The organism is Plantibacter flavus, assembly GCF_051487245.1.
Taxonomy (GTDB): domain Bacteria; phylum Actinomycetota; class Actinomycetes; order Actinomycetales; family Microbacteriaceae; genus Plantibacter; species Plantibacter flavus_B.
The window spans coordinates 516,864-538,309 of record NZ_JAHVDH010000001.1; the positions used below are offsets into that span (position 1 = coordinate 516,864).

At 69.0% G+C, this 21,446-nt stretch carries 20 protein-coding genes; 14 read left to right on the forward strand and 6 right to left on the reverse strand.

Translation table 11 applies throughout. From position 1 onward, the window contains the following. Nucleotides 1-6: 6 nt before the first annotated feature. Genes rsmI through KXS11_RS02385 form a run of 3 tightly spaced genes read left to right on the forward strand, consistent with a single transcriptional unit; the run spans nt 7 to nt 3,368 of the window. Nucleotides 7-846, forward strand: coding sequence for a 16S rRNA (cytidine(1402)-2'-O)-methyltransferase (gene rsmI, locus KXS11_RS02375; RefSeq protein ID WP_437383842.1), 840 nt, complete (start codon nt 7-9; stop codon nt 844-846). Nucleotides 847-903: 57 nt separating this feature from the next. Next, nucleotides 904-2,484: a methionine--tRNA ligase gene (gene metG, locus KXS11_RS02380; RefSeq protein WP_437383843.1), complete on the forward strand. Its 1,581-nt coding sequence runs from the start codon at nt 904-906 to the stop codon at nt 2,482-2,484. Continuing rightward, the gene (locus KXS11_RS02385; protein WP_437383844.1) at nt 2,481-3,368 is read left to right on the forward strand and encodes a TatD family hydrolase; all 888 of its coding nucleotides are present in this window, start codon (nt 2,481-2,483) and stop codon (nt 3,366-3,368) included. The genes metG and KXS11_RS02385 overlap by 4 nt, the downstream gene beginning before the upstream one ends. A 52-nt stretch (nt 3,369-3,420) precedes the next feature. Here the strand turns inward: KXS11_RS02385 and KXS11_RS02390 are convergent, their stop codons facing one another. After that, the gene (locus KXS11_RS02390) at nt 3,421-3,708 is read right to left on the reverse strand and encodes a hypothetical protein (RefSeq protein ID WP_437383845.1); all 288 of its coding nucleotides are present in this window, start codon (nt 3,706-3,708) and stop codon (nt 3,421-3,423) included. A gap of 99 nt (nt 3,709-3,807) precedes the next feature. On the opposite strand from KXS11_RS02390, the gene KXS11_RS02395 reads away from it, so the two are divergent. From KXS11_RS02395 to KXS11_RS02410, 4 genes are all read left to right on the forward strand, one after another. After that, the gene (locus KXS11_RS02395) at nt 3,808-4,404 is read left to right on the forward strand and encodes a TetR/AcrR family transcriptional regulator (protein ID WP_437383846.1); all 597 of its coding nucleotides are present in this window, start codon (nt 3,808-3,810) and stop codon (nt 4,402-4,404) included. A 153-nt stretch (nt 4,405-4,557) separates the two neighbouring features. Then, a complete protein-coding gene (rsmA, locus tag KXS11_RS02400; protein ID WP_437383847.1) occupies nt 4,558-5,409 on the forward strand; it encodes a 16S rRNA (adenine(1518)-N(6)/adenine(1519)-N(6))-dimethyltransferase RsmA in 852 nt (283 codons plus the stop codon). Between the two features lie 10 nt (nt 5,410-5,419). Further along, nucleotides 5,420-6,487, forward strand: coding sequence for an L-glyceraldehyde 3-phosphate reductase (mgrA, locus tag KXS11_RS02405; protein WP_437383848.1), 1,068 nt, complete (start codon nt 5,420-5,422; stop codon nt 6,485-6,487). 43 nt (nt 6,488-6,530) lie between these two features. After that, the gene (locus KXS11_RS02410; RefSeq protein WP_437383849.1) at nt 6,531-7,469 is read left to right on the forward strand and encodes a 4-(cytidine 5'-diphospho)-2-C-methyl-D-erythritol kinase; all 939 of its coding nucleotides are present in this window, start codon (nt 6,531-6,533) and stop codon (nt 7,467-7,469) included. Nucleotides 7,470-7,594: 125 nt separating this feature from the next. On the opposite strand, the gene KXS11_RS02415 is transcribed toward KXS11_RS02410, so the two are convergent. Genes KXS11_RS02415 through KXS11_RS02425 form a run of 3 tightly spaced genes read right to left on the reverse strand, consistent with a single transcriptional unit; the run spans nt 7,595 to nt 11,662 of the window. Then, nucleotides 7,595-8,389, reverse strand: coding sequence for a ferritin-like domain-containing protein (locus KXS11_RS02415; protein WP_437383850.1), 795 nt, complete (start codon nt 8,387-8,389; stop codon nt 7,595-7,597). Then, nucleotides 8,379-10,763, reverse strand: coding sequence for an SDR family oxidoreductase (locus tag KXS11_RS02420; protein WP_437383851.1), 2,385 nt, complete (start codon nt 10,761-10,763; stop codon nt 8,379-8,381). Before KXS11_RS02420 ends, KXS11_RS02415 begins: the two co-directional genes overlap by 11 nt. Further along, entirely contained in the window at nt 10,760-11,662 is a 903-nt protein-coding gene (locus KXS11_RS02425; protein WP_437383852.1) for a hypothetical protein, read from the reverse strand. The genes KXS11_RS02420 and KXS11_RS02425 overlap by 4 nt, the downstream gene beginning before the upstream one ends. A 79-nt stretch (nt 11,663-11,741) precedes the next feature. Between KXS11_RS02425 and KXS11_RS02430 the strand changes: the two genes are divergently transcribed. Genes KXS11_RS02430 through KXS11_RS02440 form a run of 3 tightly spaced genes read left to right on the forward strand, consistent with a single transcriptional unit; the run spans nt 11,742 to nt 14,904 of the window. Continuing rightward, on the forward strand, nt 11,742-12,542 hold the full coding sequence (locus KXS11_RS02430; RefSeq protein WP_437383853.1) for an SDR family NAD(P)-dependent oxidoreductase: 801 nt from the start codon (nt 11,742-11,744) through the stop codon (nt 12,540-12,542). Next, the gene (locus KXS11_RS02435; RefSeq protein ID WP_437383854.1) at nt 12,539-13,243 is read left to right on the forward strand and encodes a lysophospholipid acyltransferase family protein; all 705 of its coding nucleotides are present in this window, start codon (nt 12,539-12,541) and stop codon (nt 13,241-13,243) included. The genes KXS11_RS02430 and KXS11_RS02435 overlap by 4 nt, the downstream gene beginning before the upstream one ends. Further along, the gene (locus KXS11_RS02440; protein WP_437383855.1) at nt 13,240-14,904 is read left to right on the forward strand and encodes an FAD-binding oxidoreductase; all 1,665 of its coding nucleotides are present in this window, start codon (nt 13,240-13,242) and stop codon (nt 14,902-14,904) included. Before KXS11_RS02435 ends, KXS11_RS02440 begins: the two co-directional genes overlap by 4 nt. 82 nt (nt 14,905-14,986) lie before the next feature. Here KXS11_RS02440 and KXS11_RS02445 read toward each other — a convergent pair whose 3' ends face one another. Both KXS11_RS02445 and KXS11_RS02450 read right to left on the reverse strand, forming a co-directional pair. Beyond that, nucleotides 14,987-16,018 (reverse strand): diacylglycerol/lipid kinase family protein, encoded by a 1,032-nt coding sequence (locus tag KXS11_RS02445; RefSeq protein WP_437383856.1) that lies wholly within the window; start codon nt 16,016-16,018, stop codon nt 14,987-14,989. Continuing rightward, complete coding sequence (locus tag KXS11_RS02450) at nt 16,015-16,584, reverse strand: TetR/AcrR family transcriptional regulator (RefSeq protein ID WP_437383857.1); 570 nt, start codon at nt 16,582-16,584, stop codon at nt 16,015-16,017. The genes KXS11_RS02445 and KXS11_RS02450 overlap by 4 nt, the downstream gene beginning before the upstream one ends. A 169-nt stretch (nt 16,585-16,753) precedes the next feature. On the opposite strand from KXS11_RS02450, the gene KXS11_RS02455 reads away from it, so the two are divergent. The 4 genes from KXS11_RS02455 (at nt 16,754) to KXS11_RS02470 (ending at nt 21,413) form a co-directional block, all read left to right on the forward strand. Continuing rightward, a complete protein-coding gene (locus KXS11_RS02455; RefSeq protein WP_437383858.1) occupies nt 16,754-18,553 on the forward strand; it encodes an ABC-F family ATP-binding cassette domain-containing protein in 1,800 nt (599 codons plus the stop codon). A 137-nt stretch (nt 18,554-18,690) separates the two neighbouring features. Further along, nucleotides 18,691-19,593, forward strand: coding sequence for a MetQ/NlpA family ABC transporter substrate-binding protein (locus KXS11_RS02460; protein ID WP_437383859.1), 903 nt, complete (start codon nt 18,691-18,693; stop codon nt 19,591-19,593). A gap of 132 nt (nt 19,594-19,725) precedes the next feature. Further along, nucleotides 19,726-20,754: a methionine ABC transporter ATP-binding protein gene (locus tag KXS11_RS02465; protein ID WP_437383860.1), complete on the forward strand. Its 1,029-nt coding sequence runs from the start codon at nt 19,726-19,728 to the stop codon at nt 20,752-20,754. Then, on the forward strand, nt 20,754-21,413 hold the full coding sequence (locus KXS11_RS02470; protein WP_437383861.1) for a methionine ABC transporter permease: 660 nt from the start codon (nt 20,754-20,756) through the stop codon (nt 21,411-21,413). Before KXS11_RS02465 ends, KXS11_RS02470 begins: the two co-directional genes overlap by 1 nt. Nucleotides 21,414-21,446 lie beyond the last annotated feature (33 nt).

Here is a 21,446-nt window from a genome sequence, read left to right on the forward strand (position 1 = left end):
GGTCGGGTGATCATCCTCGGCGCGACCCCCATCGGCAATCTCGGCGACGCCTCGCCCAGGCTCCGGGAGGCGTTGCAATCGGCAGAGGTCATCGCGGCCGAAGACACCAGGACGGCGATCCACCTGCTCCGAGCGCTCGGGATCGAGTCCCGTCCGCGGCTCATCGCCATGCACGACCACAACGAGCGCGAACGCGCCGCGGAGATCGTCGAGCTCGCGCGGGGGACCGACGTCCTCGTCCTCAGTGACGCCGGCATGCCGACGGTGTCCGATCCCGGTTTCCACCTCGTCGACGCCGCCGCTGCGGCCGACGTCCAGGTGACGGCCATCCCCGGACCCTCCGCAGTCGTGACGGCGCTCGCCGTCTCCGGCCTCGCGACGGACCGCTTCACCTTCGAAGGGTTCCTGCCGCGGAAGCCCGGCGACCGCCGCAGTGCGCTCCGGGCGCTCGTGACGGAGCCGCGCACGATGGTCTTCTTCGAGTCACCCAACCGCATCGCCTCGTCACTGGCAGACGTCGCGGCCGTGCTGGGAGCCGATCGTCGCGTGGCCGTCTGCCGGGAGCTGACGAAGCTCTACGAGGAGGTCAAGCGCGGCACTGCGGCGGAGCTCGCCGAGTGGGCCGCCGCTGGCGTGAAGGGGGAGATCTGCCTCGTCATCGCGGGCGCCGAGGGGGTCGCCGCCGACTCCGACACCGCGCTCGAGCAGGTGCTCGCGCTGGTCGCCTCCGGAACGCGCCTGAAGGACGCCTCGAACGAGGTCGCCGAGGCCACCGGCCTCTCGAAGCGCGACCTCTACCAGGCCGCCCTCGCCGCCCGCCCGGCGAAGGCGGCACCGACGCGGTAGTCGCCGCCGAAGGTAACAGGCGCGGCGGTGGCGTCCGCTCGTCCTAGGATTGACCCCATGGCCGACGGCAGCTCCTTCTACATCACCACGCCCATCTTCTACGTCAACGATGCGCCCCACATCGGGCACGCGTACACGGAGGTGGCGGCCGACGTCCTCGCGCGCTGGCACCGCCAGGCGGGCGACCGCACCTGGTTCCTCACCGGTACGGACGAGCACGGCCAGAAGATCCTCCGCACGGCGACCGCGAACGGGGTCACGCCGAAGGAGTGGGCCGACAAGCTCGTCAGCGAGTCGTGGTACCCACTGCTGGACACCATCGACATCTCCAACGACGACTTCATCCGAACCACGGACGAGCGTCACGAGACCAACGTGCAGCTGTTCCTGCAGCGCCTGTACGACGCCGGGTTCATCTACACCGGCGAGTTCGAGGGCTACTACTGCGTTGGCTGTGAGGAGTACAAGCAGGAGAGCGACCTCGTGCAGGGCACCGGCGAGTACGTCGGCCAGCTCGTCTGCGCGATCCACTCGAAGCCCGTCGAACTGCTCCAGGAGAGCAACTACTTCTTCCGCATGAGCGACTTCGCCGAGCGTCTCCTCGCGCTCTATGAGGAGCGCCCCGACTTCGTGCAGCCCGAGTCGGCCCGCAACGAGGTCATCCAGTTCGTCCGCCAGGGCCTCAAGGACCTCTCGATCTCCCGGTCGACCTTCGACTGGGGCATCAAGGTGCCGTGGGACGAGAGCCACGTCGTCTACGTGTGGTTCGACGCGCTGCTGAACTACATCACCGCTGCCGGGTACGGCTCCGACGACGAGGCCTTCGCTGAGCGCTGGCCGGCGACCCAGATCGTCGGCAAGGACATCCTGCGCTTCCACGCGGTCATCTGGCCCGCCATGCTCATGGCTGCCGGTATCGAGGTCCCGAAGCGGGTCTTCGGCCACGGCTGGTTGCTCGTCGGTGGCGAGAAGATGTCGAAGTCGAAGCTCACGGGCATCGCGCCGAGCGAGATCACCGACACCTTCGGATCGGACGCGTTCCGCTACTACTTCATGCGCGCCATCGCCTTCGGGCAGGACGGGTCGTTCAGCTGGGAGGATCTCTCGGCGCGCTATCAGGCGGAACTCGCGAACGGCTTCGGCAACCTCGCCTCACGCGTCATCGCCATGGTCACCCGCTACTTCGAGGGCGTCGTCCCGCCGAGCGGTCCCGCTGAGGCGTCCGACCTCGCGATCCAGCAGACCGTCCAGACCGCGGTCGTCGATGCGAACGCCGCGATCGAGCGCCTGGCCATCCAGGACTCGCTGGCGGCCATCTGGAAGATCGTCGACGAGCTGAACGGCTACATCACCGAGCAGGAGCCCTGGGCTCTCGCGAAGGACGATGCCAAGCGTGAGCGTCTCGGCACGGTGCTGTACACGGCCGTCGAGGGGCTGCGGTCGTTGTCCGTCCTGCTGCACCCGTTCGTGCCGAAGGCGACGACGAAGCTCTGGGCCGCTCTCGGCGCCGAGGACTCGCTCGGTGCGCTCGGTGCGCAGCGCATCACCGACGTCGGGAACTGGGGTCAGCTGCCCGCCGGCACTGCCGTGAACGGACTCGAGCCGCTCTTCCCACGGATCGAGGCCGTCGCCGAATGACGGGCGGAGGCGAGGCGCAACCGCACCTGCGGCAGCGGGAAGCGGGGGAGCGCAAGCAGCTGAGCTTCCCTGAAGCGCCCGCACCCCTGCCGTTCGCGGTGTACGACAACCACACGCACCTCGAACACGCCGACGGCGACGCCCCCCTGACCCCCGATGAGCACCTCGACCGTGCGGCGGCGGTGGGGGTGCGTGGCATCGTGCAGGTCGGTACCGACGTCGAGACCTCGCGGTGGTCTGCTGCGCTGGCCGCTCGCGACCCTCGGGTGCTCGCGGCGGTCGCCATCCACCCGAACGACGCACCGGAGCTCGAGCGTCGCGGTGCGCTCGCCGAGGCGCTCGCGGAGATCGACCGGCTTGCTGCCGAACCGCGCGTGCGTGCCGTCGGCGAGACGGGCCTCGACTTCTTCCGGACGGAGGAAGACGGCCGCGCTGCGCAGTTCGCGTCGTTCGAGGAGCACATCGCGATCGCGAAGCGTCACGGCATCGCCCTGCAGATCCACGACCGCGACGCGCATGACGAGGTCGTCGAGACGCTGCTGCGGGTCGGTGCTCCTGAGCGCACGGTCTTCCACTGCTTCTCCGGCGGTCGAGAGCTCGCACGGGTGTGCGCCGAACACGGGTGGTACACCTCGTTCGCCGGGACGGTCACGTTCAAGAACGCGGCGCCGCTCCGGGAGGCGCTGTCGATCATCCCGCGCGAGCTGATCATGGTCGAGACCGATGCGCCGTACCTCACGCCGTCGCCGTTCCGCGGTCGGCCGAACGCGCCGTACCTGCTGCCCTACACGCTCCGAGGTATGGCCGACCACCTCGGTGAGGACGTCGCCGCGCTCGCCGCGACCGTCGCCGAGAACACCGAGCGCGTCTACGGCCCCTGGTGACCCCGCCCGCCTGACTCCCGCCGGCGCGGTGCGCTGGACCGAGCGGCTCGCGTCAGCGGCGCCGAGCGAGTGAGCGACGACGCAGTGCGCCGTACCCCTGCATCAAGCGGGGGACGACGACGTACACGGCGAGCGGCACGACGACGAGGGTGAGGACGAACGCGCGCAGGACGGGGTGCCAGTCGCTGCTCACCGGCGCGAGCAGCGTCATCCCGAGGGCGACGAGGGGGAAGATCGCGAGCCAGGTGATCACGGCGCGCAGATGCGTCGATGGGATGTGGGGCAGGTGCGGCACATGCGGTGCCGTCGGGGTGCTCGCGGTGGCGGTCTGCTCGCTCAATGGATCTCCAACTGACTGGTTGCTTTCGGGGCTGGGATCACCGTAGACCCGTTCCCGTCAATCTGCAACTATACGGTTGGATTCAGTTAGACTCGCCGCATGGCCTGGGATACGGAGCGCACCAAACGCCTGTTGCTGGACGCGGCGACGGCGGAGTTCTGCGCCAACGGACTCGCGGGAGCCCGTGTCGACCGCATCGCCTCCGAAGCGGGAGTCAACAAGGAACGGATCTACCAGTACTTCGGGCGCAAGGACGAGCTCTTCGACGTCGTGATCGCGAGCCAGCTCCGCCGGGTCATGGACGAGGTCCCGATCGAAGGAAGCGGCCCCGAGGCCCTCGCCGCGTACGCGGGGCGGCTCTTCGACCACCATCAGGCCGACGCGGTCCTGCCGCGGCTGGTGTTCTGGGAGGGGCTCGAGCGCGGAGACCACGTGGTCGACCGCGCCGAACGCACTGACCGCTGCCGCAGCAAGATCGACCGGACGCTCGAAGCACTGCCCGGCGTCTCGCGCGAGGACGCCGCAGACCTCCTGCTCACGATCATCGCGCTCTGCGACGCCTGGGCGGTCCTTCCCGAGCTCGACGGCCTGATGGTCGCGAGGGACGAGGGTCGCGCGGCGCGGCGACGGGCGGTGGTCGTCGCGACGGTGCGTCTCGCGGCGCAGTCGCTGGTCGATGATGTCGCCCCCGCCTGACGGACTCGGAAGCTGCGGCAAACGTGGATACGGCCTCGGCCAGCGCGATGCGCTGGCTCGAGCGCGCCGCTCGGGAGGCCCGTGCTCTCGCCAGCGGGGTGCGCTCGGTCCAGCGCACCGCGCTGGGGGTCTGCGATCGGGGATACTGGGGGGATGACCGCTTCCGTCTCACTGCTCGGCCCAGCCGAGATCCGTGATCTCGCCACCCTGCTCGATGTGACACCGACGAAGAAGCTCGGTCAGAACTTCGTCATCGACGCGAACACCGTCCGCAAGATCGTCTCCGTCGCCCATGTCGCCCCCGGTGACGTCGTCGTCGAGATCGGCCCTGGCCTCGGCTCGCTGACCCTCGGCCTGCTCGAAGCGGACGCGAGCGTCGTCGCGGTCGAGATCGACGGCAGGCTCGCCAAGCAGCTGCCGATCACCGTCGGCCAGATGGCGCCCGGCATGATCGATCGCCTCTCGGTCGTGCACGAGGACGCGCTCCGCATCGTCGAACTCCCCGCGCAACCCAACCGGCTCGTCGCGAACCTCCCCTACAACATCTCCGTGCCGGTCCTCCTGCACTTCCTGGAGCACTTCACCTCGCTCACCGCCGGGGTCGTCATGGTCCAGGCGGAGGTCGGCTACCGCCTCGCCGCGGTCCCCGGCAGCAAGGTCTACGGTGCCCCGAGCGCGAAGGCCGCGTGGTACGGCGCCTGGCGGATCGCCGGCCAGGTGAGCCGCCAGGTGTTCTGGCCGATCCCCAACGTCGACTCCGTCCTCGTCGGCTTCGAGCGGCGCAGCGACGTCATCGGCACCGAGGAAGAGCGGGTCGAGACCTTCGCGCTCATCGACGCGGCCTTCCAGCAGCGCCGGAAGATGCTCCGCCAGGCACTCGGCGGCGTCCTCGGCAGCTCGCAGGCGGCGACGGACCGGATGGAGGCGGCCGGCGTCAAGCCGACCGCCCGCGGTGAGGAACTGACCGTCCACGACTTCCTGTCGATCGTGCGCGCCGGGCGCTAGCGTTGGGTGCATGAGCACAGATCCGCGCTTCCCCACGAACGTCCCCGACATCCACCGCCCCTACGCAGCGTCGCCAGAGCGGTACTCCAACACCTCGTACCGGCAGGTCGGCACCTCAGGGCTGTTCCTGCCGCCCATCTCGCTGGGCCTCTGGTACAACTTCGGCGACAACCGTCCGTTCGACTCCCAGCGCGCGCTGCTGCGGCATGCGTTCGACCACGGCATCACCCACTTCGACCTCGCGAACAACTACGGTCCGCCCTACGGGTCCGCTGAGACGAACTTCGGTCGGATGGTGCGTGAGGACTTCGGTGCGTACCGCAACGAGCTCATCATCTCCTCGAAGGCGGGCTACGACTTCTGGCCGGGCCCGTACGGCAACTTCGGTTCGAAGAAGTACCTCACGGCGAGTCTCGACGAGTCGCTCGAGCGCATGAGCCTCGACTACGTCGACATCTTCTACTCGCACCGAGTCGACGAGGTCACGCCCATCGAGGAGACCGTCGGGGCACTCGACGCCATCGTGCGCTCAGGCAAGGCGCTCTACGTCGGGATCTCGTCGTACTCGGCGGAGCGCACGGCCGCCGCCCATGCTGTCGCTCGCGAGCTCGGCACACCGCTCGTCATCCACCAGCCGTCGTACTCGATCCTCAACCGGTGGGTCGAGGACGGCCTCACCGAGGTGTTGACCGAGACGGGCCTCGGCGCGATCGCGTTCGTCCCGCTCGCCCAGGGACTCCTCACGGACAAGTACCTGGGCGACGGCCCGGCGGAGCGTGCCACGAACCGTCCGTCGTTGCCGAACCGCCAGGTGAGCGAGGAGATGTCCACCCGCCTGCACGCTCTGAACGAGATCGCCGCGCGCCGCGGTCAGACCCTTGCCCAGATGTCCCTCGCGTGGGTGCTCAACAACCCGGCCATCACCTCCGCGCTCATCGGTGCCTCGCGTCCCGAGCAACTCGACGAGAACCTCGCCGCGCTCGACGGGCCGGCCTTCGACGCCGAGGAACTGGCCGAGATCGATCGCCTCGCCGAGGGCGCCGACGTCAACATCTGGGCCGACTCGTCCGACAAATGATCGAGCGGTCGGGGGCAGTCGGCGGATCGGCTAACTTGGAGGGATGACCACCACGGCCAGCCTCGACCACGTGCACGTGAGAGCCCCGGGGAAGATCAACGTCTTCCTCAAGGTGGGCGACGTCATGGACGACGGCTACCACGACGTCGCGACCGCGTACCAGGCGATCTCGTTGTACGAGGACGTCCACGCGTACCCGGCCGACGGTTTCAGCGTGTCGTTCACGGGCTCGGTCGACGTCTCCGGCGTACCCACCGACTCCAGCAACCTGGCGATCCGCGCGGCGAAGGCGCTCGCCCGGCGCACCGGCTACAAGGGAGGCGTGCGGCTCGAGATCGAGAAGCACGTGCCCGTCGCCGGTGGGATGGGCGGCGGCTCCGCCGATGCCGCTGCCACCCTGCTCGCGTGCGACGCCCTCTGGGGCACGGAACGGAGCCGTGACGAACTCCTGGCGCTCGCCGCCCGCCTCGGTGCCGATGTCCCGTTCGCCCTGCTGGGCGGGACGGCCGTCGGCACCGGTCGTGGTGACCAGCTGAGCGCCGCCCTCGCGAAGGGCACCTTCGAGTGGGTGCTGGCGCTCGCCGACTTCGGGATGTCGACGCCGCAGGTCTACCAGGAGCTCGACGCGCATCGCGCCCGCCACGTGCTCGACATCTCGCCCGCAGGGACGCAACCGACGGTCGACACGGCCGTCCTGCAGGCGCTCCGGGCCGGCGACGCCCATCTGCTGGGCGAGGTCATGTTCAACGACCTCCAGGCCGCTGCGCTGCAGTTGCGTCCCGTCCTCGGTGAGGTGTTGGAGTTCGGAGACTCCGAGGGTGCGCTCGGCAGCCTCGTGTCGGGATCGGGCCCCACGATCGCGTTCCTCGCCGGCGACGCCGACGACGCCCTCGAGCTGCAGGTCACGCTCGCGTCCTCCGGTTTGAAGGCGATCCGCGCGCACGGTCCGGTGCACGGCGCCCGCATCATCTCCCAGCGCTGAGATTCAGAATTCAGGGAATCCGTGCGGAACCCCGCGCGAATGTCCGTTTTCCGCTCGTGGAGAGCCGGTTTCACGGCAGCCGGCGCAGGATTCCCTGAATTCTGAACAGGCGGAACGGAGGCAGGTCAGGCGGCGACGCCCCGGACGCGCAGGGAGTTCTCGATGATCGTGAGACCCTCCATGCCCGGGAGCTTCGCGATGTGGCTGTCGATGCGCCGCACCTCGTCGAGGCCGTCGGCGTCGCCGAACAGGTGACCCATCACGTGAGTGACCTCGGAGTCCGGCATGACACCGGAGCCGACCGGACCCCACACCTTGCGGAGCAGGAAGCGGGTGAGCCGGCGGGCGCTCTTCGACGACTCGAGTCGGGCACGGGCCTGACTCGCATAGAAGGCCACGTGGCGGGTCTCCTGCTTCGCGATGCGCTTGAGGAGCACGGAGAGCACCGGGTGGCGCTCCAGCTGTGCGAGGCGCGTGTAGGCGGCGGTCGCAGACCACTCGTTCGCGGCACCCCAGCTCATGTGCACGGCGATGAAGTCGGTGCCGACGAGGTTGCCGAGGATCGACTGCTTGATCGGGTCCAGACGGTCCTTCCATCCGAGCTTCAGACGCGTGGCCTTCAGCTCGTCGAAGTCGACCGTGATGTCGTGCGCGGCGAGCACGGCGGCGAGCGCCTCACCGTGCCAGAACTCCTCGCGGTTCCACATCGTCATGAACGCACCGATGTCGTCGTCCTCGTGGGACGGCGTCATGAGCATGTCGCGGAGGTAGCAGACCGTGTGGTACTCGATGTCGCACATGTAGCGGAGGCTGCGGAGCGTGGAAGCGGGCAACGGGTTCGTCTTGAACTCGTCGAAGTCGAGGTCGCTCCAGTTCACCGAGACGCTCGTCTCGGTGAACTTGTCGATGTCAAACGCCATGTGCGGTGGGGCGGTCGGGGATCGTGTCCTCGGCCGTCCGCTCTCCTCTCGGCTCAGCGGGGCGCGGTGCGCGGGTCAGTTCGTCTTCGGAGCGGACGCCTCCGGTGGTTCGGGCCCATTCTCTCACCGTCCAGCGGTTCGCCTGCGCGAGCGTGTACAGACGGTGGTCGGGGTTCACGGCGACCGGGTTGCCGAGCAGCTGCAGCCAGGCGTGGTCGGCGTGCGAGTCGCCGTAGCCGTAGGAGTGCGCGAGGTCCATGCCGTGCTGCTCCGCGTACTGCGTGAGCCACGCGCCGCGCGCCTCGTCGACGAGCGGGGGTGCGTCGAGGTAGCCCGTCAGGCGGCCGTTCTCGGCGTGCATGGCGCCGGCGACGACCTCGTCGAAGAACGGCTCGAGCGGGGCGGCCATCAGGTCGATCGTGCCGGTCACGAGGATGGTGCGGTGTCCGGCGGCGCGATGCGCGGCGATCTGTTCGAGCGCCTGGGGGAGGAGCCTCGCGCGGACGGCCTTGCCGAAGCCGCCACGCACGATCTTCTCGAGCTGTGCCACGTCGACACCCTCGTAGCGCCGCATGAAGGTGCGGATGAACTCGCCGCGGTCGCGGAGCTCCGCACCGATGTAGCCGGGCATGGAGGCGCCGAGCGCGGCGATCTCGATCGGCCAGCGGGAACGGGAGGTCGCAGCGAGACGCAGCCACAGGTACTGCTCGATGAGGTTCCAGGCGAGCACGGTGCCCTCGAGGTCGAACACCGCGAGCACGTCGTCGCGCACCGGCAGGATCTTCTGCTGTTTCGCGGCTCCCGCCTTCCGGTTCGCGAACGCCCGGGTGAGCGTCGTCACGGCCGGGAAGTGGATGCGCTGGAAGTAGTCGTCCCAGTCGATCGTCGTGACGTCGAAGCCGCGATCAGCCTGCTGGTCGGCGGGCAGGGACGCGTGGAGCTCGCGGGTGCGCTGGTCGTCGAAGACGATCTCGCTCTGTACGTAGGAGCGGTAGAGGCCGGTGAAGTCGCGGAGGGAACCGAGGTCGCTCGACGCCTTGCGGATGCGGTCCTGCCACCCACGCGTCCGGCTGTTCGCGGGCAGGTGGGAGACGATGCGACCGGCTGCCGTCGTCGCCTTCTGCCGGCGGTCGATCGAGCGCTCGATCGCGCGGCCGCCCGGGAAGTTCCAGGTGGGGACGCTGATGTCGCCACCGTCGGCCGGGATCGGGTGCTCGGAGAAGTAGCTGTGCACGTTCTGGTACATCTTGTGGAACGGCAGCGGGTTGCTCGCGCCGGAGCTCACATGGAAGTACCGGGCGGCGGATGGTTCCGGGGGCGTCTGCGCTGCCGCGAGGATCGCGTTGACGACGAAGTCGACGGGGATGATGTCGAGCACGCTGTCCGGCAGGCCGGGGAAGTCGGGCAACTGGCCGCGACCGTAGGCGATGATGAGCGGGTCGGCCACCTTGTAGCCGTCGATCCACCCGGGGAACGGGTGCGCGAGGGCGCTCTCGATGATGGACGGACGCACGACGGACAGGCGGTTGCCGGTGCCGGCCCAGCGCTCCTCGGCGACGCGCTCGGCGAGCGCCTTCGTGAAGGTGTAGACGTCGGTCCAGCCGAGGCTCTCGGCACGCGCGCGCCCGTGGGCGACGAGGCGGCTGTCGACCCACGCGATGCGTGCGGCCTCGGCTGCGCTCGAGACGGCCTGCGGGCCGGCCTTGCCGTTCTCGCGGCGAGCGTTCGCCATGAGCTTCTTGAGCACCTCCGGGCGACGTGACGACTCCTCGGCACGGATGCGCGCTGAGCGGGCGGCTTCGGCCTCGACGCGCCAGTCAGCGCTGTGGACGAGGCTGCGCTCCGGCTGGATGCCCTTGCGGGTACCGCCGACGTAGGCGGTGGAGACGTGCACGACGTGCGGAGTCGCTCCGCTCTTCGCGAGAGCCGCGTACAGCGTCGTCGCGCCGCCGACGTTCGTGGCGAAGGCTTCGTCGATCGGCGGGTCGAAGGAGACGGTCGATGCGCTGTGGACGACGACGTCGAGGTCTGCCGGCAACGCCATGTCGTCGAGTCCGCCCTCGATCACCGAGACCCGCTCGGCGACGATCGCCGCAGCGGCCTCAGCACCGACGCGCTCGCGCCAGGCCTTGAAGACGGGCTTGCGCAGCAGCGTCTGGAGGCGGGCGCTGCCGGCCACCGAGCCCTTCTTCCGGATGAGGAGGCTCACGCGGGTCGTCGGGTGGTCGGCGAGGATGCGCTCGAGCACGGCCTGGCCGAGGAAGCCGGTGCCGCCGGTGACGAGCACGTGGGCGCCGTCGAGGGCGTCGGGGGTGAAGGCCGCCGGCGTGGTGTCGGTCTGCTCCACGGCGTCAGGGGTGGGGGCGTCGGTCATCGGTTCTCCTCGAGGCTTCCGTGGCGTCCACGGCGGGCGAGCTTGGCGGCGAGATGGAGGCCGGACTGTCCGGGCAGCGCATCGATCGATGCGTCGATGGCCGTGACGGCCGGGTCGCTCCAGGTGGCGGTGCTGCGGAAGACGAGCGCGGCGAACCGCGCGGTCTGCTGGGGGCCGTGCGCATCGGAGCCCGTGGGCCAGACGGCGCTGCGGATGCGGCGGCGGGTGATGCCCTGCGCTCGCGGGGAGGTGGCGAGGCGGTCGCGCGCCTGCGCCTCGAAGAACACCAGATGGCGTGCCTTCGTCTCGAGGATCTCGTCGATGAGTCGGTCGAGCGCGGGATGCGGCTCACGTTCGCGCACGGAGGCGTACGCGGCGCGGGTGATGAGGTCGTCGACCGTGCCGATCGTCATGTGCCAGGCGATGATGTCCTCGCCGAGCACGTTCGCGACGACGGCCTGACCGATGGGGGCGAAGCGGTCGCGGAACCCGCGGAACCGGCTGCGGAGGTTCTTGGTGCGGCCAGTGATGCGTGGCGTGCCGTTCGCCTTGAGGACGGTGTCGAGCGTGTCGGTGATCCAGTACTTCTCGTACGCCCAGGTGATCAGGAACGCGGTGACGCGGGCGTCCTTGTGCGTGGGCGTCACGAGGACTCCGCGCAGATACTGCATGGTCGCTCGCTCGATGTCGGACAGCGCGCGCAGCAGGGCGACCGTCTCGGCGCTCAGCGGCGTGGCTGCGAAGGCCTCGACGTCGATGTCCTTCCGGCGGCTGCCGACGGCCGACTTCGCGTAGTCGCGCACGCTGAAGTCGTGGGCGGGGCGCAGCAGTTCGCTCTCCTGCTCGGCGCCGTCGAGCGCGGCAGTGCCCGCCTCGAGCGGCGATTCCCGGTTCACCATGGCGTCTCCGTTCCGTGACGATCCGACCTCATCACTGTAGCTTGCAACGATACGCAACGCGTAGCGTATTCTGATCCCCATGGCTTCAGCTCTCGTCACGGGTGGCACGTCCGGCATCGGCGCCGCATTCGCGACGGCGCTCGCCGCGCGCGGTTTCGATCTCATCCTCGTCGCACGGGACGCCGACCGGCTCGAGCGCTCCGCCGAGCAGCTCCGCGCCACGGGCCGCACGGTCGAGGTCATCGCAGCGGATCTCTCTGACCGTGCCGACGTCGCGAAGCTCGCCGCCCGAATCGAGGACCCGGCCTCGCCCATAGAGGTCGTCGTGAACAACGCAGGGTTCGGTGTGCATGCGCGCCTGACCGATCCCGACACGACCGAGCTGGACAACGCCATCGAGGTCATGGTCCGCAGCGTCACCGTGCTCTCCGGTGCCGCGGCACGAGCCATGCGCGAGCGCGGCCACGGCACGATCATCAACGTCTCGAGCACCGCCGGGTACATCACCACCGGCGGCTACTCCGCCGTGAAGCGCTTCGTCACCACCTACACGGAGGCCCTCGCGGTCGAACTGGCGGGCACCGGTGTCCGCGTGACGGCGCTCTGCCCCGGCTGGGTCCGTACCGAGTTCCACGAGCGCGCCGGCATCAGCACGCGGTCCATCCCCGCGGGGCTGTGGATCGACGTCGACCGGCTCGTGGCCGACGCGCTCCGCGACGCCGGCCGTGGTGTCGTCGTCTCCATCCCGAGCTTCCGCTTCAAAGCCCTCATGACCCTCGTGAAGTTCGCTCCGCGTTCCTCGATCCGTTGGATCTCCGGTCGCATGTCCTCGAGTCGCCGTGCAGCGACCGCCGCCGCCCAGTCAGGAGCCCGCCGATGACCGCAGAGACGCGGTTCACCTCCGCAGCGCACGCCAGCGCCCGCTTCGTCGCCCAACGGATGCTGCTGAAGCCGCTCGTCTGGTCGCTCACCAGGGTCACGGTGACCGGACGGGAACGGCTCGCAGCCGTGGAAGGCACCTTCATCGTCGTGGCGAACCACCAGTCCCACCTCGACGCACCGCTCGTCGTCGGCGCCATGCCGCGGCGACTGTCGCGCTACCTTGCAGCCGGTGTCGCCGCCGACTACTTCTTCGACGTTCCGGCCCGCCGCTGGTTCGCCGCACTGTTCTTCAACGCCTTCCCGGTGGACCGCTCCGGCGACCGCAAGCGCGCCGGCGTCTCCCGCGAGCTCCTCGAGAGCGGCGTGCCGATCCTGATCTTCCCTGAGGGCGGACGATCGCGGACCGGCGAGCTCGGACGCTTCAAGCCGGGCGCCGCCGCCCTCGCCACCCGCCAGGGCATCCCGTGCCTCCCGGTCGCCGTCCTCGGCACGCACTCGGCCATGCCGAAGGGGCGCAACTGGCCTGTCCCGGGACGACCCCGTGTCAAGGTCGTCTTCGGCCGCCCGATCCACCCGCAGCCCAACGAGACACCGGTCCAACTGATGGACCGCGTCGTCGCCGAGATCGTCGCCCTGCGCGCCTCGGCAGAGCCGGGAGCCGCCGTATCGATCGACACACCACGAAAGGAAGCCGGATGACGTCTGTGGAGCACATGAAGTGGTGGGGTTGGGGAGTCGAAGGCGTCGCCTTCAACCACAGCAACAAGCCGGACTTCGCGCCGTTCGTGAAGCAGGCGGTCGGACTCGACCTCCGGAAGCCGGCCCAGCCGCACCTCGACTTCGACGAGCTCACGGTCCCCGCCTCGATCGCCCCGGAGTCGTTCATCGCCGAGTTGTCGACGCTGGTCGGTCAGGGGCACGTCGTCGTCGACGACCTCGACCGCGTCGTCCACACCTACGGGAAGAGCATCCGCGATCTCCTCCGGATCCGCGCCAACCACCTGCCGCGCACCCCCGACGTGGTCGTGTACCCCGCGAACGAGGCCGAGGTCGCATCCGTTGTCGCCGCCGCTGTCGCAGCGGACGCCGTCATCATCCCGTTCGGTGGCGGTACGAACATCGCCGGCTCGCTCGACCCGCAGCCCACCGAGACCCGCGTGATCATCTCGCTCGACCTCGGGCGCCTCGACCGCGTGCTGTCGATCGACGAGGGCTCCGGTCTGGCGACCATCCAGGCCGGAGCGCAGGGCCCGTCCATCGAGGAGCAGCTCGGAGCCAAGGGCTGGACGATGGGGCACTTCCCAGACAGCTTCACGCACTCCACGCTCGGTGGCTGGGTCGCGACCCGCTCCTCCGGCATGCAGTCCGACAAGTACGGTGACATCGCCGACATCACCAAGGGTCTCCGCATGGTGCGCCCCAACGGGATCGTCGCCATCCGCCCGGTGCCGAGCGCCTCGACCGGACCGAGCGTCCGCGAGATGATCATCGGCAGCGAGGGGCGCCTCGGCATCATCACCGAGGTCACCGTGCAGGTCCACCGCGTGCCGGCCGTCAGGGAGGTGCTCGGCTACTTCTTCCCCACTTGGGAGGCGGGTCTCGCCGCCATGCAGGAGATCGCCGAGAGCGACGCCAGCCCGTCGGTCACGCGCGTGTCGAACGCTCGCGAGAGCGGCTTCTCGCTGGCCACCCGCAAGGCGTCGACGGGCGTCTCCGCGCAGGTCACGAAGGGCCTCATGAAGGTGCTCACCGCGCGCGGTTGGGACCTCGAGCAGCTCTGCCTGTCGTTCATCGGCTATGAGGGCTCGGCGTCGCACGTCCGCTACGAGAAGCACCTCGTCGGCGCGATCGTCCGCAAGCACGGTGGGATCGGCGTCGGCAAGGGCCCTGGTGCCATGTACGACCAGAAGAAGTTCGACACCCCGTACCTGCGCGACTTCCTGCTGGACCGCGGAGCCGCGGCGGACGTGTCGGAGACGGCAGCACCGTGGTCTCGTCTCCAGGAGGTCTACGACGCTGCGAACGACGCCGCCAACGCCGCGTACGACAAGCTCGGGGTGCACGGCTGGATCATGTGTCACCTGTCGCACTCATACCACTCGGGCGCGTGCCTGTACTTCACCTTCGCGTTCATCACCGGCGACGACCCGATCGGCGAGTACGAGCAGGTGAAGTCGGCGATCCAGCAGTCGTTCGTCGACCACGGTGCGACGCTGTCGCACCACCACGCCGTCGGCAGCGAGCACTCGCCGTGGATGGAGCAGGACATCTCTCCGGAGGGTGTCGCCATCATGCGTGGACTCTTCGACAGCGCCGACCCGGGGTCGAACTTCAACCCGGGCAAGATCCTCGTCGACTAGCACCTCGACAGGCTCGGTGGCCGGCAGGAGTGGCCCATGGGCCGGTTCCTCCGGTCGCTGAGCCTGTCGATGGGCGGTCGTCTCAGGTCCGTCCGAGTCGCGCCGTCCGCGGCGTCGTCGCGGGCAGGCGAACGAGCAGCGAGCCGGCATCGACGGTGACGCGCGCGGCGGTCACGGGGCCGATGGCGTCGCCGTCGGCCTGGAACTCCGCCGCCGGTGAGACCCGCACGTCGATCCGGCCGACGCGCAGGTAGTGGAGCGCACCGCCGGCCTCCTGTGCCGTGTCGACCGCGCTCGGGGGTGCGTCGGAGTTCTCCGTGCCTCGGGCCTTCTTGATCCTGGCGACGGGGTTGTTCGCGCGGTGCAGCCAGCGCGTGACCCGCACGCCGTCCCAGCCTTCGAGCGAGCGGACCATGAGCACGTCGAGGATGCCGTCGTCGAGCAGCGCGTCCGGCAGCACTTCGAGGCCGGCGGAGACGGTGCCGCAGTTGCCGATGAACATCGTGTGCATCCGGCCGCTCGCGATGGGGCCGCCGTCCTCCTTCCACGAGACGCGTGGTCGATCCCGGCGGAAGAGGCCGCGGATGATGGGCACGACGTAGGCGATCCAGCCGAAGCGGCGCTTGAGCGCGGGGTCGGCGTAGGCCACCATGTCCGCGTCGACGCCGAAGCCGGTCATCACGAGGAAGGGCGTCTTGCGCTGCACGGCTTCAGGCGTGCGGTACTCGATCAGCCCGACGTCGATCGGCCGTTGCTCGCCCGTGAAGGCGACACGGACGGCGGCCACCGTGTCGATCGGGATCCCGGCGTTCCGTGCGAAGAGGTTGGCGGTGCCCACCGGGACGACCGCGAACGGGGTGTTCGTGTGACGCATCGCCCCGGCGACCTCACGCACGGTGCCGTCGCCACCCGCGGCGATGACGAGGGATGCTCCGCCGTCGAGGGCCTCCGCCACCTGGTCGACAGCTGTGCTGTGCTCGCGTGTCTCGATCCAGGTGCTCTCGCCCCAGCCGGCCGATGCTGCGGCTTCGTCCACGATCCGTCGGACCCGTTCGAGGTTGATGCGGGTGGGGTTGTAGACGACCGCTGCGTGCGGGTTCCGCGCCGCCGTCATGCCTCGAGCGCCGGCCACAGGACCGACAGGACCTGGTCGGCCCAGTCGTCGTCCATGTCGGCGCCACGGACGAGCTGGCCGAGCACCGCGCCGAGGAGGAGGGTCGCGACGAGTCTGCCGTCGAGACCCGGCTTGAGGTCGCCCGTCGCGATCCGTTCGTCGACGAGGGTGGAGAGCGCACGCGCGCGGTTGCGGGTGAGGTCTCGGAGGAGCGTCGAGAACTCCGGGTCGTCCTGCAGCAGGATCGAGGCGATCGTGCCGCGGCCGACGACGTCCTCGATCATGGCGCGAGCCTCGTGGAGCAGCCAGGTGAAGGTCTCGTACGTGGGCAGGTCCGCCGGGATCTCGACGGGCGTCGCCATGGCCCGGGCAACGGCCGCGGTGAGGAGTTCGGACCGGTTGCGGTAGCGGCGGTAGATCGTCGTCTTCGCGACCCCGGTGGTCTCGGCGACGGCCTCGATGTTGACCGCGACGGACCCGCGCGCACGCATGAGGTCGAGGGCGGCGTCGAGGATGCGGTCACTCATCAGCTGGGCACGGGAGACGCGGCGGGAGACGGTGGGCACGGTCCACCTCCTCAGGCTGTTGCACCGGTATGCGGTCGCGAGGACGATCGGGCTGACTCATCGCGCTACGCATACCGTAGCGCAATGACCCGGGCTGGACCAGGACGTCCAGCGCAACCAGGGCGGGCATCTGGTGTCCGTCGGAGCTGCGACCGCCTACCCTGGACAGGTGGCCCATCTTCTCGGCGCTGAAGCGCTCCATCTCGAATACCCGACCAAAGTCGTCTTCGACGGCATCACGATCGGGGTGAACGAGGGCGACCGCATCGGCATCGTCGGCCGGAACGGCGACGGCAAGTCGACGCTCCTCGGCCTGCTCGCAGGACGCAAGGAACCGGACTCCGGTCGCGTGACCGTCCGGAACGGTGTCACCGTCGGCGTCCTCGACCAGTCGGACACGCTCGACCACGGCAAGACCGTCGGGCAGACCATCGTCGGTGGTCTCGACGAGCACGAGTGGGCTGGCGACCCGAAGGTCCGCGACGTCATCTCCGGCCTCGCCTCCGACATCGCCTGGGACGCCCTCGTCGGTGACCTGAGCGGTGGCCAGCGTCGTCGGGTCGCCCTCGCAGCGCTCCTCGTGGGCGACCACGACATCATCTTCCTCGACGAGCCCACCAACCACCTCGACGTCGAGGGCATCACCTGGCTGGCCGAGCATCTCAACCGGCGCTGGTCGAAGAACTCGGGCGGCCTCCTCGTCGTGACCCACGACCGCTGGTTCCTCGACGCCATCTGCACCGCCACGTGGGAGGTCCACGACCGCATCGTCGAGCCCTTCGAGGGCGGATACGCCGCGTATGTGCTGCAACGGGTGGAGCGCGACCGCTCGGCCGCCGTCAGCGAGGCGAAGCGTCAGAACCTCATGAAGAAGGAGCTCGCGTGGCTCCGCCGCGGCGCCCCGGCTCGCACGGCGAAGCCGAAGTTCCGCATCGAGGCCGCGAACGCCCTCATCGCCGACGAGCCGCCCGTGAGGAACACGGTCGAACTGGCCGGGATGGCGACCGCCAGGCTGGGTAAGGACGTCGTCGACATCCTGGACGTCACCGTGTCCTACGGGGACCGCACGGTCATCAAGGACGTCGAGTGGCGGATCGCCCCGGGGGAGCGGACCGGCATCCTCGGCGTGAACGGCGCCGGCAAGTCCACGCTCCTCGGACTCGTCACCGGTGAGGTCGAGCCGACCGAGGGGCGTGTGAAGCGTGGCAAGACCGTGCAGGTCGCCACCCTCACGCAGCAGCTCGACGAGCTCGCCGAGTTCGAACAGGATCGCGTGAGCGACGTCATCGGCCGGAAGCGGACGAGCTACGTCGCCGGCGGCAAGGAGATGACGCCAGGCCAGCTCCTCGAGCGCCTCGGTTTCACGAGTGCCCAGCTCTCCACGCCGGTCAAGGACCTCTCGGGTGGCCAGCGTCGCCGCCTGCAGCTGCTCCTCATCCTGCTCGACGAGCCGAACGTCCTCGTGCTCGACGAGCCCACCAACGACCTCGACACCGACATGCTCGCCGCGATGGAGGACCTCCTCGACTCGTGGCCCGGAACCCTCCTCGTCGTCTCCCACGACCGGTACTTCCTCGAGCGCGTCACCGACCAGCAGTACGCGATCATGGACGGGCACTTCCGTCACCTGCCGGGCGGCATCGACCAGTACCTGAAGCTCAACGCGGGGACCGCCGGCAGCCGCTCACAGGAGCACGACCGCCCGACGGCCTCGGGTGGCGGGGCGACCAAGAAGACCCCGGCGCTGAGTGGAGCGGAGCTCCGCAACGCCCAGCAGGAGATCAAGGCGATCGACCGCAAGCTGCACAAGCTCAACGGCCAGATCGAGCAGACGCACGAGAAGGTGGCCGTCCACGACCAGAACGACTTCGCCGGGCTCACGGCCCTCGGCGCGAAGGTGCAGGCCATGTACGAGGAGATCGCCGACCTCGAGGTGCGCTGGCTGGAGCTCTCCGAGCTCGTCGAGTAGTCGGTCGCGGCGCTCTGCGTCCGTCAGCCGCCGCTCTGTTCCGAAGTGTTACGTCACGGTTCGTGATCTCTGGTAGGCCGACGTACCGTCGAATCAGCGTCCACCGACGCGCACCACCCGAAAGAGGACTCACAGCAATGAAACTCTCCAAGAAGCTTCTGGCCGGTCTGGCCATCATCCCCGCGATCGCCCTCCTGGCCGGTTGCGCGAGCGGCGCGGGTTCCGACGCCGCCGAGAAGGGCACCGAGTCGAACCCCGTCAAGATCGGCGTCGTCGGCGCGAGCGACCCGTACTGGGAGACGTACAAGGAAGCTGCTGAGAAAGAGGGCATCTTCGTCGACATCGTCGACTTCGGCGAGTACACGCAGCCGAACCCGGCGCTGACCGAGGGCGAGATCGACCTCAACCAGTTCCAGCACATCGTCTACCTCGCGCAGTACAACGAGTCCGCCGGCGAAGACCTCACGCCCGTCGGCTCGACGGCGATCTACCCGCTCGGCCTGTACTCCACCAAGGTGAAGAGCGTCGACGACATCAAGAAGGGCGACACCGTCGCCATCCCGAACGACGAGTCGAACCTCGCCCGCTCGCTCCTCGTGCTCCAGTCCGCCGGGCTCGTCGAGCTGAAGGACGGCGGCAGCATCTTCTCGACCGTCGACGACATCGACGCCTCGAAGTCCAAGGTGCAGGTGACCACGCTCGAAGCCTCCCTGACCCCGACGTCGCTGCCCGATGTCGCCGCCGCGATCATCAACAACGACTTCGTCGAGCCGGCCGGTCTCAAGGCCTCCGACGCGATCGCCCAGGACGACCCGTCCGACCCGAACGCGCTGCCCTACGTCAACATCTTCGCCGCCAAGGCCGAGGACGCCGACAACGAGACGTACAAGAAGCTCGTCTCGATCTACCAGGACACGCAGTCGGTCATCGACGGCGTCGTCGAGAAGTCCGGTGGAACCGCGGTGCCCGTGAAGACGCCGGTCGCCGACCTCGTCAAGTCGCTCGCGAAGGTCCAGAAGGACGTCGCTGCGCAGGGTTGATTCCCGAACCGGTGCGTTCCTGTGGGAGGCTGTTCGTCGCCCGCAGGAACGCATCGGCGTTTCCGCTCCGTCCGCTCCGTCCGCGCCGATCCCGGGCGGACGCCTCGACCCCCCGATCCGCTGAGGAGCCCGATGCCCCTGGTCAGCCTGCGAGACGTCGCCAAGTGCTACCCCTCGCCCCAGAAGGGAGCCCCTCCGATCAGTGCGATCGACGGGGTCGACCTCGACATCGAAGCCGGTGACGTCTACGGCATCATCGGCTACTCGGGTGCCGGCAAGTCCACGCTCGTGCGGCTCATCAACGCGCTCGAGCCTGCGACATCCGGTTCCATCGTCGTCGATGGCACCGAGATCACGTCGCTGCCCGAATCGAAGCTTCGGGAACTCCGCCTCGGCATCGGCATGATCTTCCAGCAGTTCAACCTCTTCAACTCGAAGACGGTGAAGCGGAACATCTCCTACCCGCTCGAGGTCGCCGGCACGCCGAAGGCGGAGCGCCAGGCCCGCGTGGCGGAGCTCCTCGACTTCGTCGGCCTGACCGACAAGGCGAACAGCTACCCCGACCAGCTGTCGGGCGGTCAGAAGCAGCGTGTCGGCATCGCCCGCGCGCTCGCGACGTCTCCACGCATCCTCCTCGCCGACGAAGCGACGAGCGCCCTCGACCCTGAGACGACGCAGGAGGTCCTCTCGCTGCTGAAGCGCGTCAATGAGGACTTCGGCGTCACCATCGTGGTCATCACCCACGAGATGGACGTCATCCAGACCCTCGCGACGAAGGTCGCTGTGATGGAGAACGGCAAGGTCATCGAGCAGGGAGAGGTCTTCGAGGTCTTCTCCGCCCCGCAGCACGCCGCTTCCCGGAAGTTCGTGTCCACGGTCATCAAGGGCGTGCCGTCACCGGCAGAGCTCGCGGTGCTCAAGGAGCGGCACGAGGGGCGCATCGTCACCCTGTCCTTCCGCGACGGCGACGTCGACCAGGCGGGCGTCTTCCTCACCCTCGCGGAGGCGGGAGTGGCCTTCGAACTCGTCTACGGCGGGATCAACGACATCCGCGGTCGGGCCTTCGGACACCTGACCCTCGCCCTGCGCGGCGATGACGCGGCCATCGACCGTGCCCTGACCGGCGTCGCCGAACGCGCCACCGTGACGGAGGCCCGCTGATGGACACGCTCATCCCACTCCTCCCGAAGCTCTTCGAAGCCTTCGGTGAGACGATCAACCTCGTCGTCTTCTCGCTGCTCTTCGGTGGGTTCGGCGGCTTCGTCATCGGACTCGGCCTCTACGTCACCCGCACGGGGAGCATCCTGCAGAACCGCCTGGTGTTCGGCATCCTCAACGTGCTGGTCAACATCTTCCGGCCGATCCCGTTCGTGATCTTCATCGCCGCGGCCCAGCCGTTGGCGCGGCTCGTCATCGGCTCCGGGATCAACGACGCGGCGTTCATCTTCATCGTCTCGCTCGGGGCATCGTTCGGCATCAGTCGGATCGTCGAGCAGAACCTGCTGACCGTCTCGCCGGGCGTCATCGAGGCGTCGCGAGCAGCCGGTGCGAGCCGCCTCAGGACGATCTTCCGCATCGTGGTGCCGGAAGCGCTCGGGCCACTGATCCTCGGCTACACCTTCGTGTTCGTCGTGCTCGTCGACATGTCCGCGCTCGCCGGCTTCGTCGGCGGAGGCGGGCTTGGCGCATTCGCGATCCAATGGGGCTTCCGGCAGTTCGAGCCGGTCGTCACCTGGGCCGCGGTGATCCTCATCATCATCCTCGTGCAGGTGATCCAGTTCGCGGGCAACTGGTTGGCACGCAAGGTACTGCGCCGCTAGCGCCTCGACGAGTTCGGCGGTCGGGTCCGACCG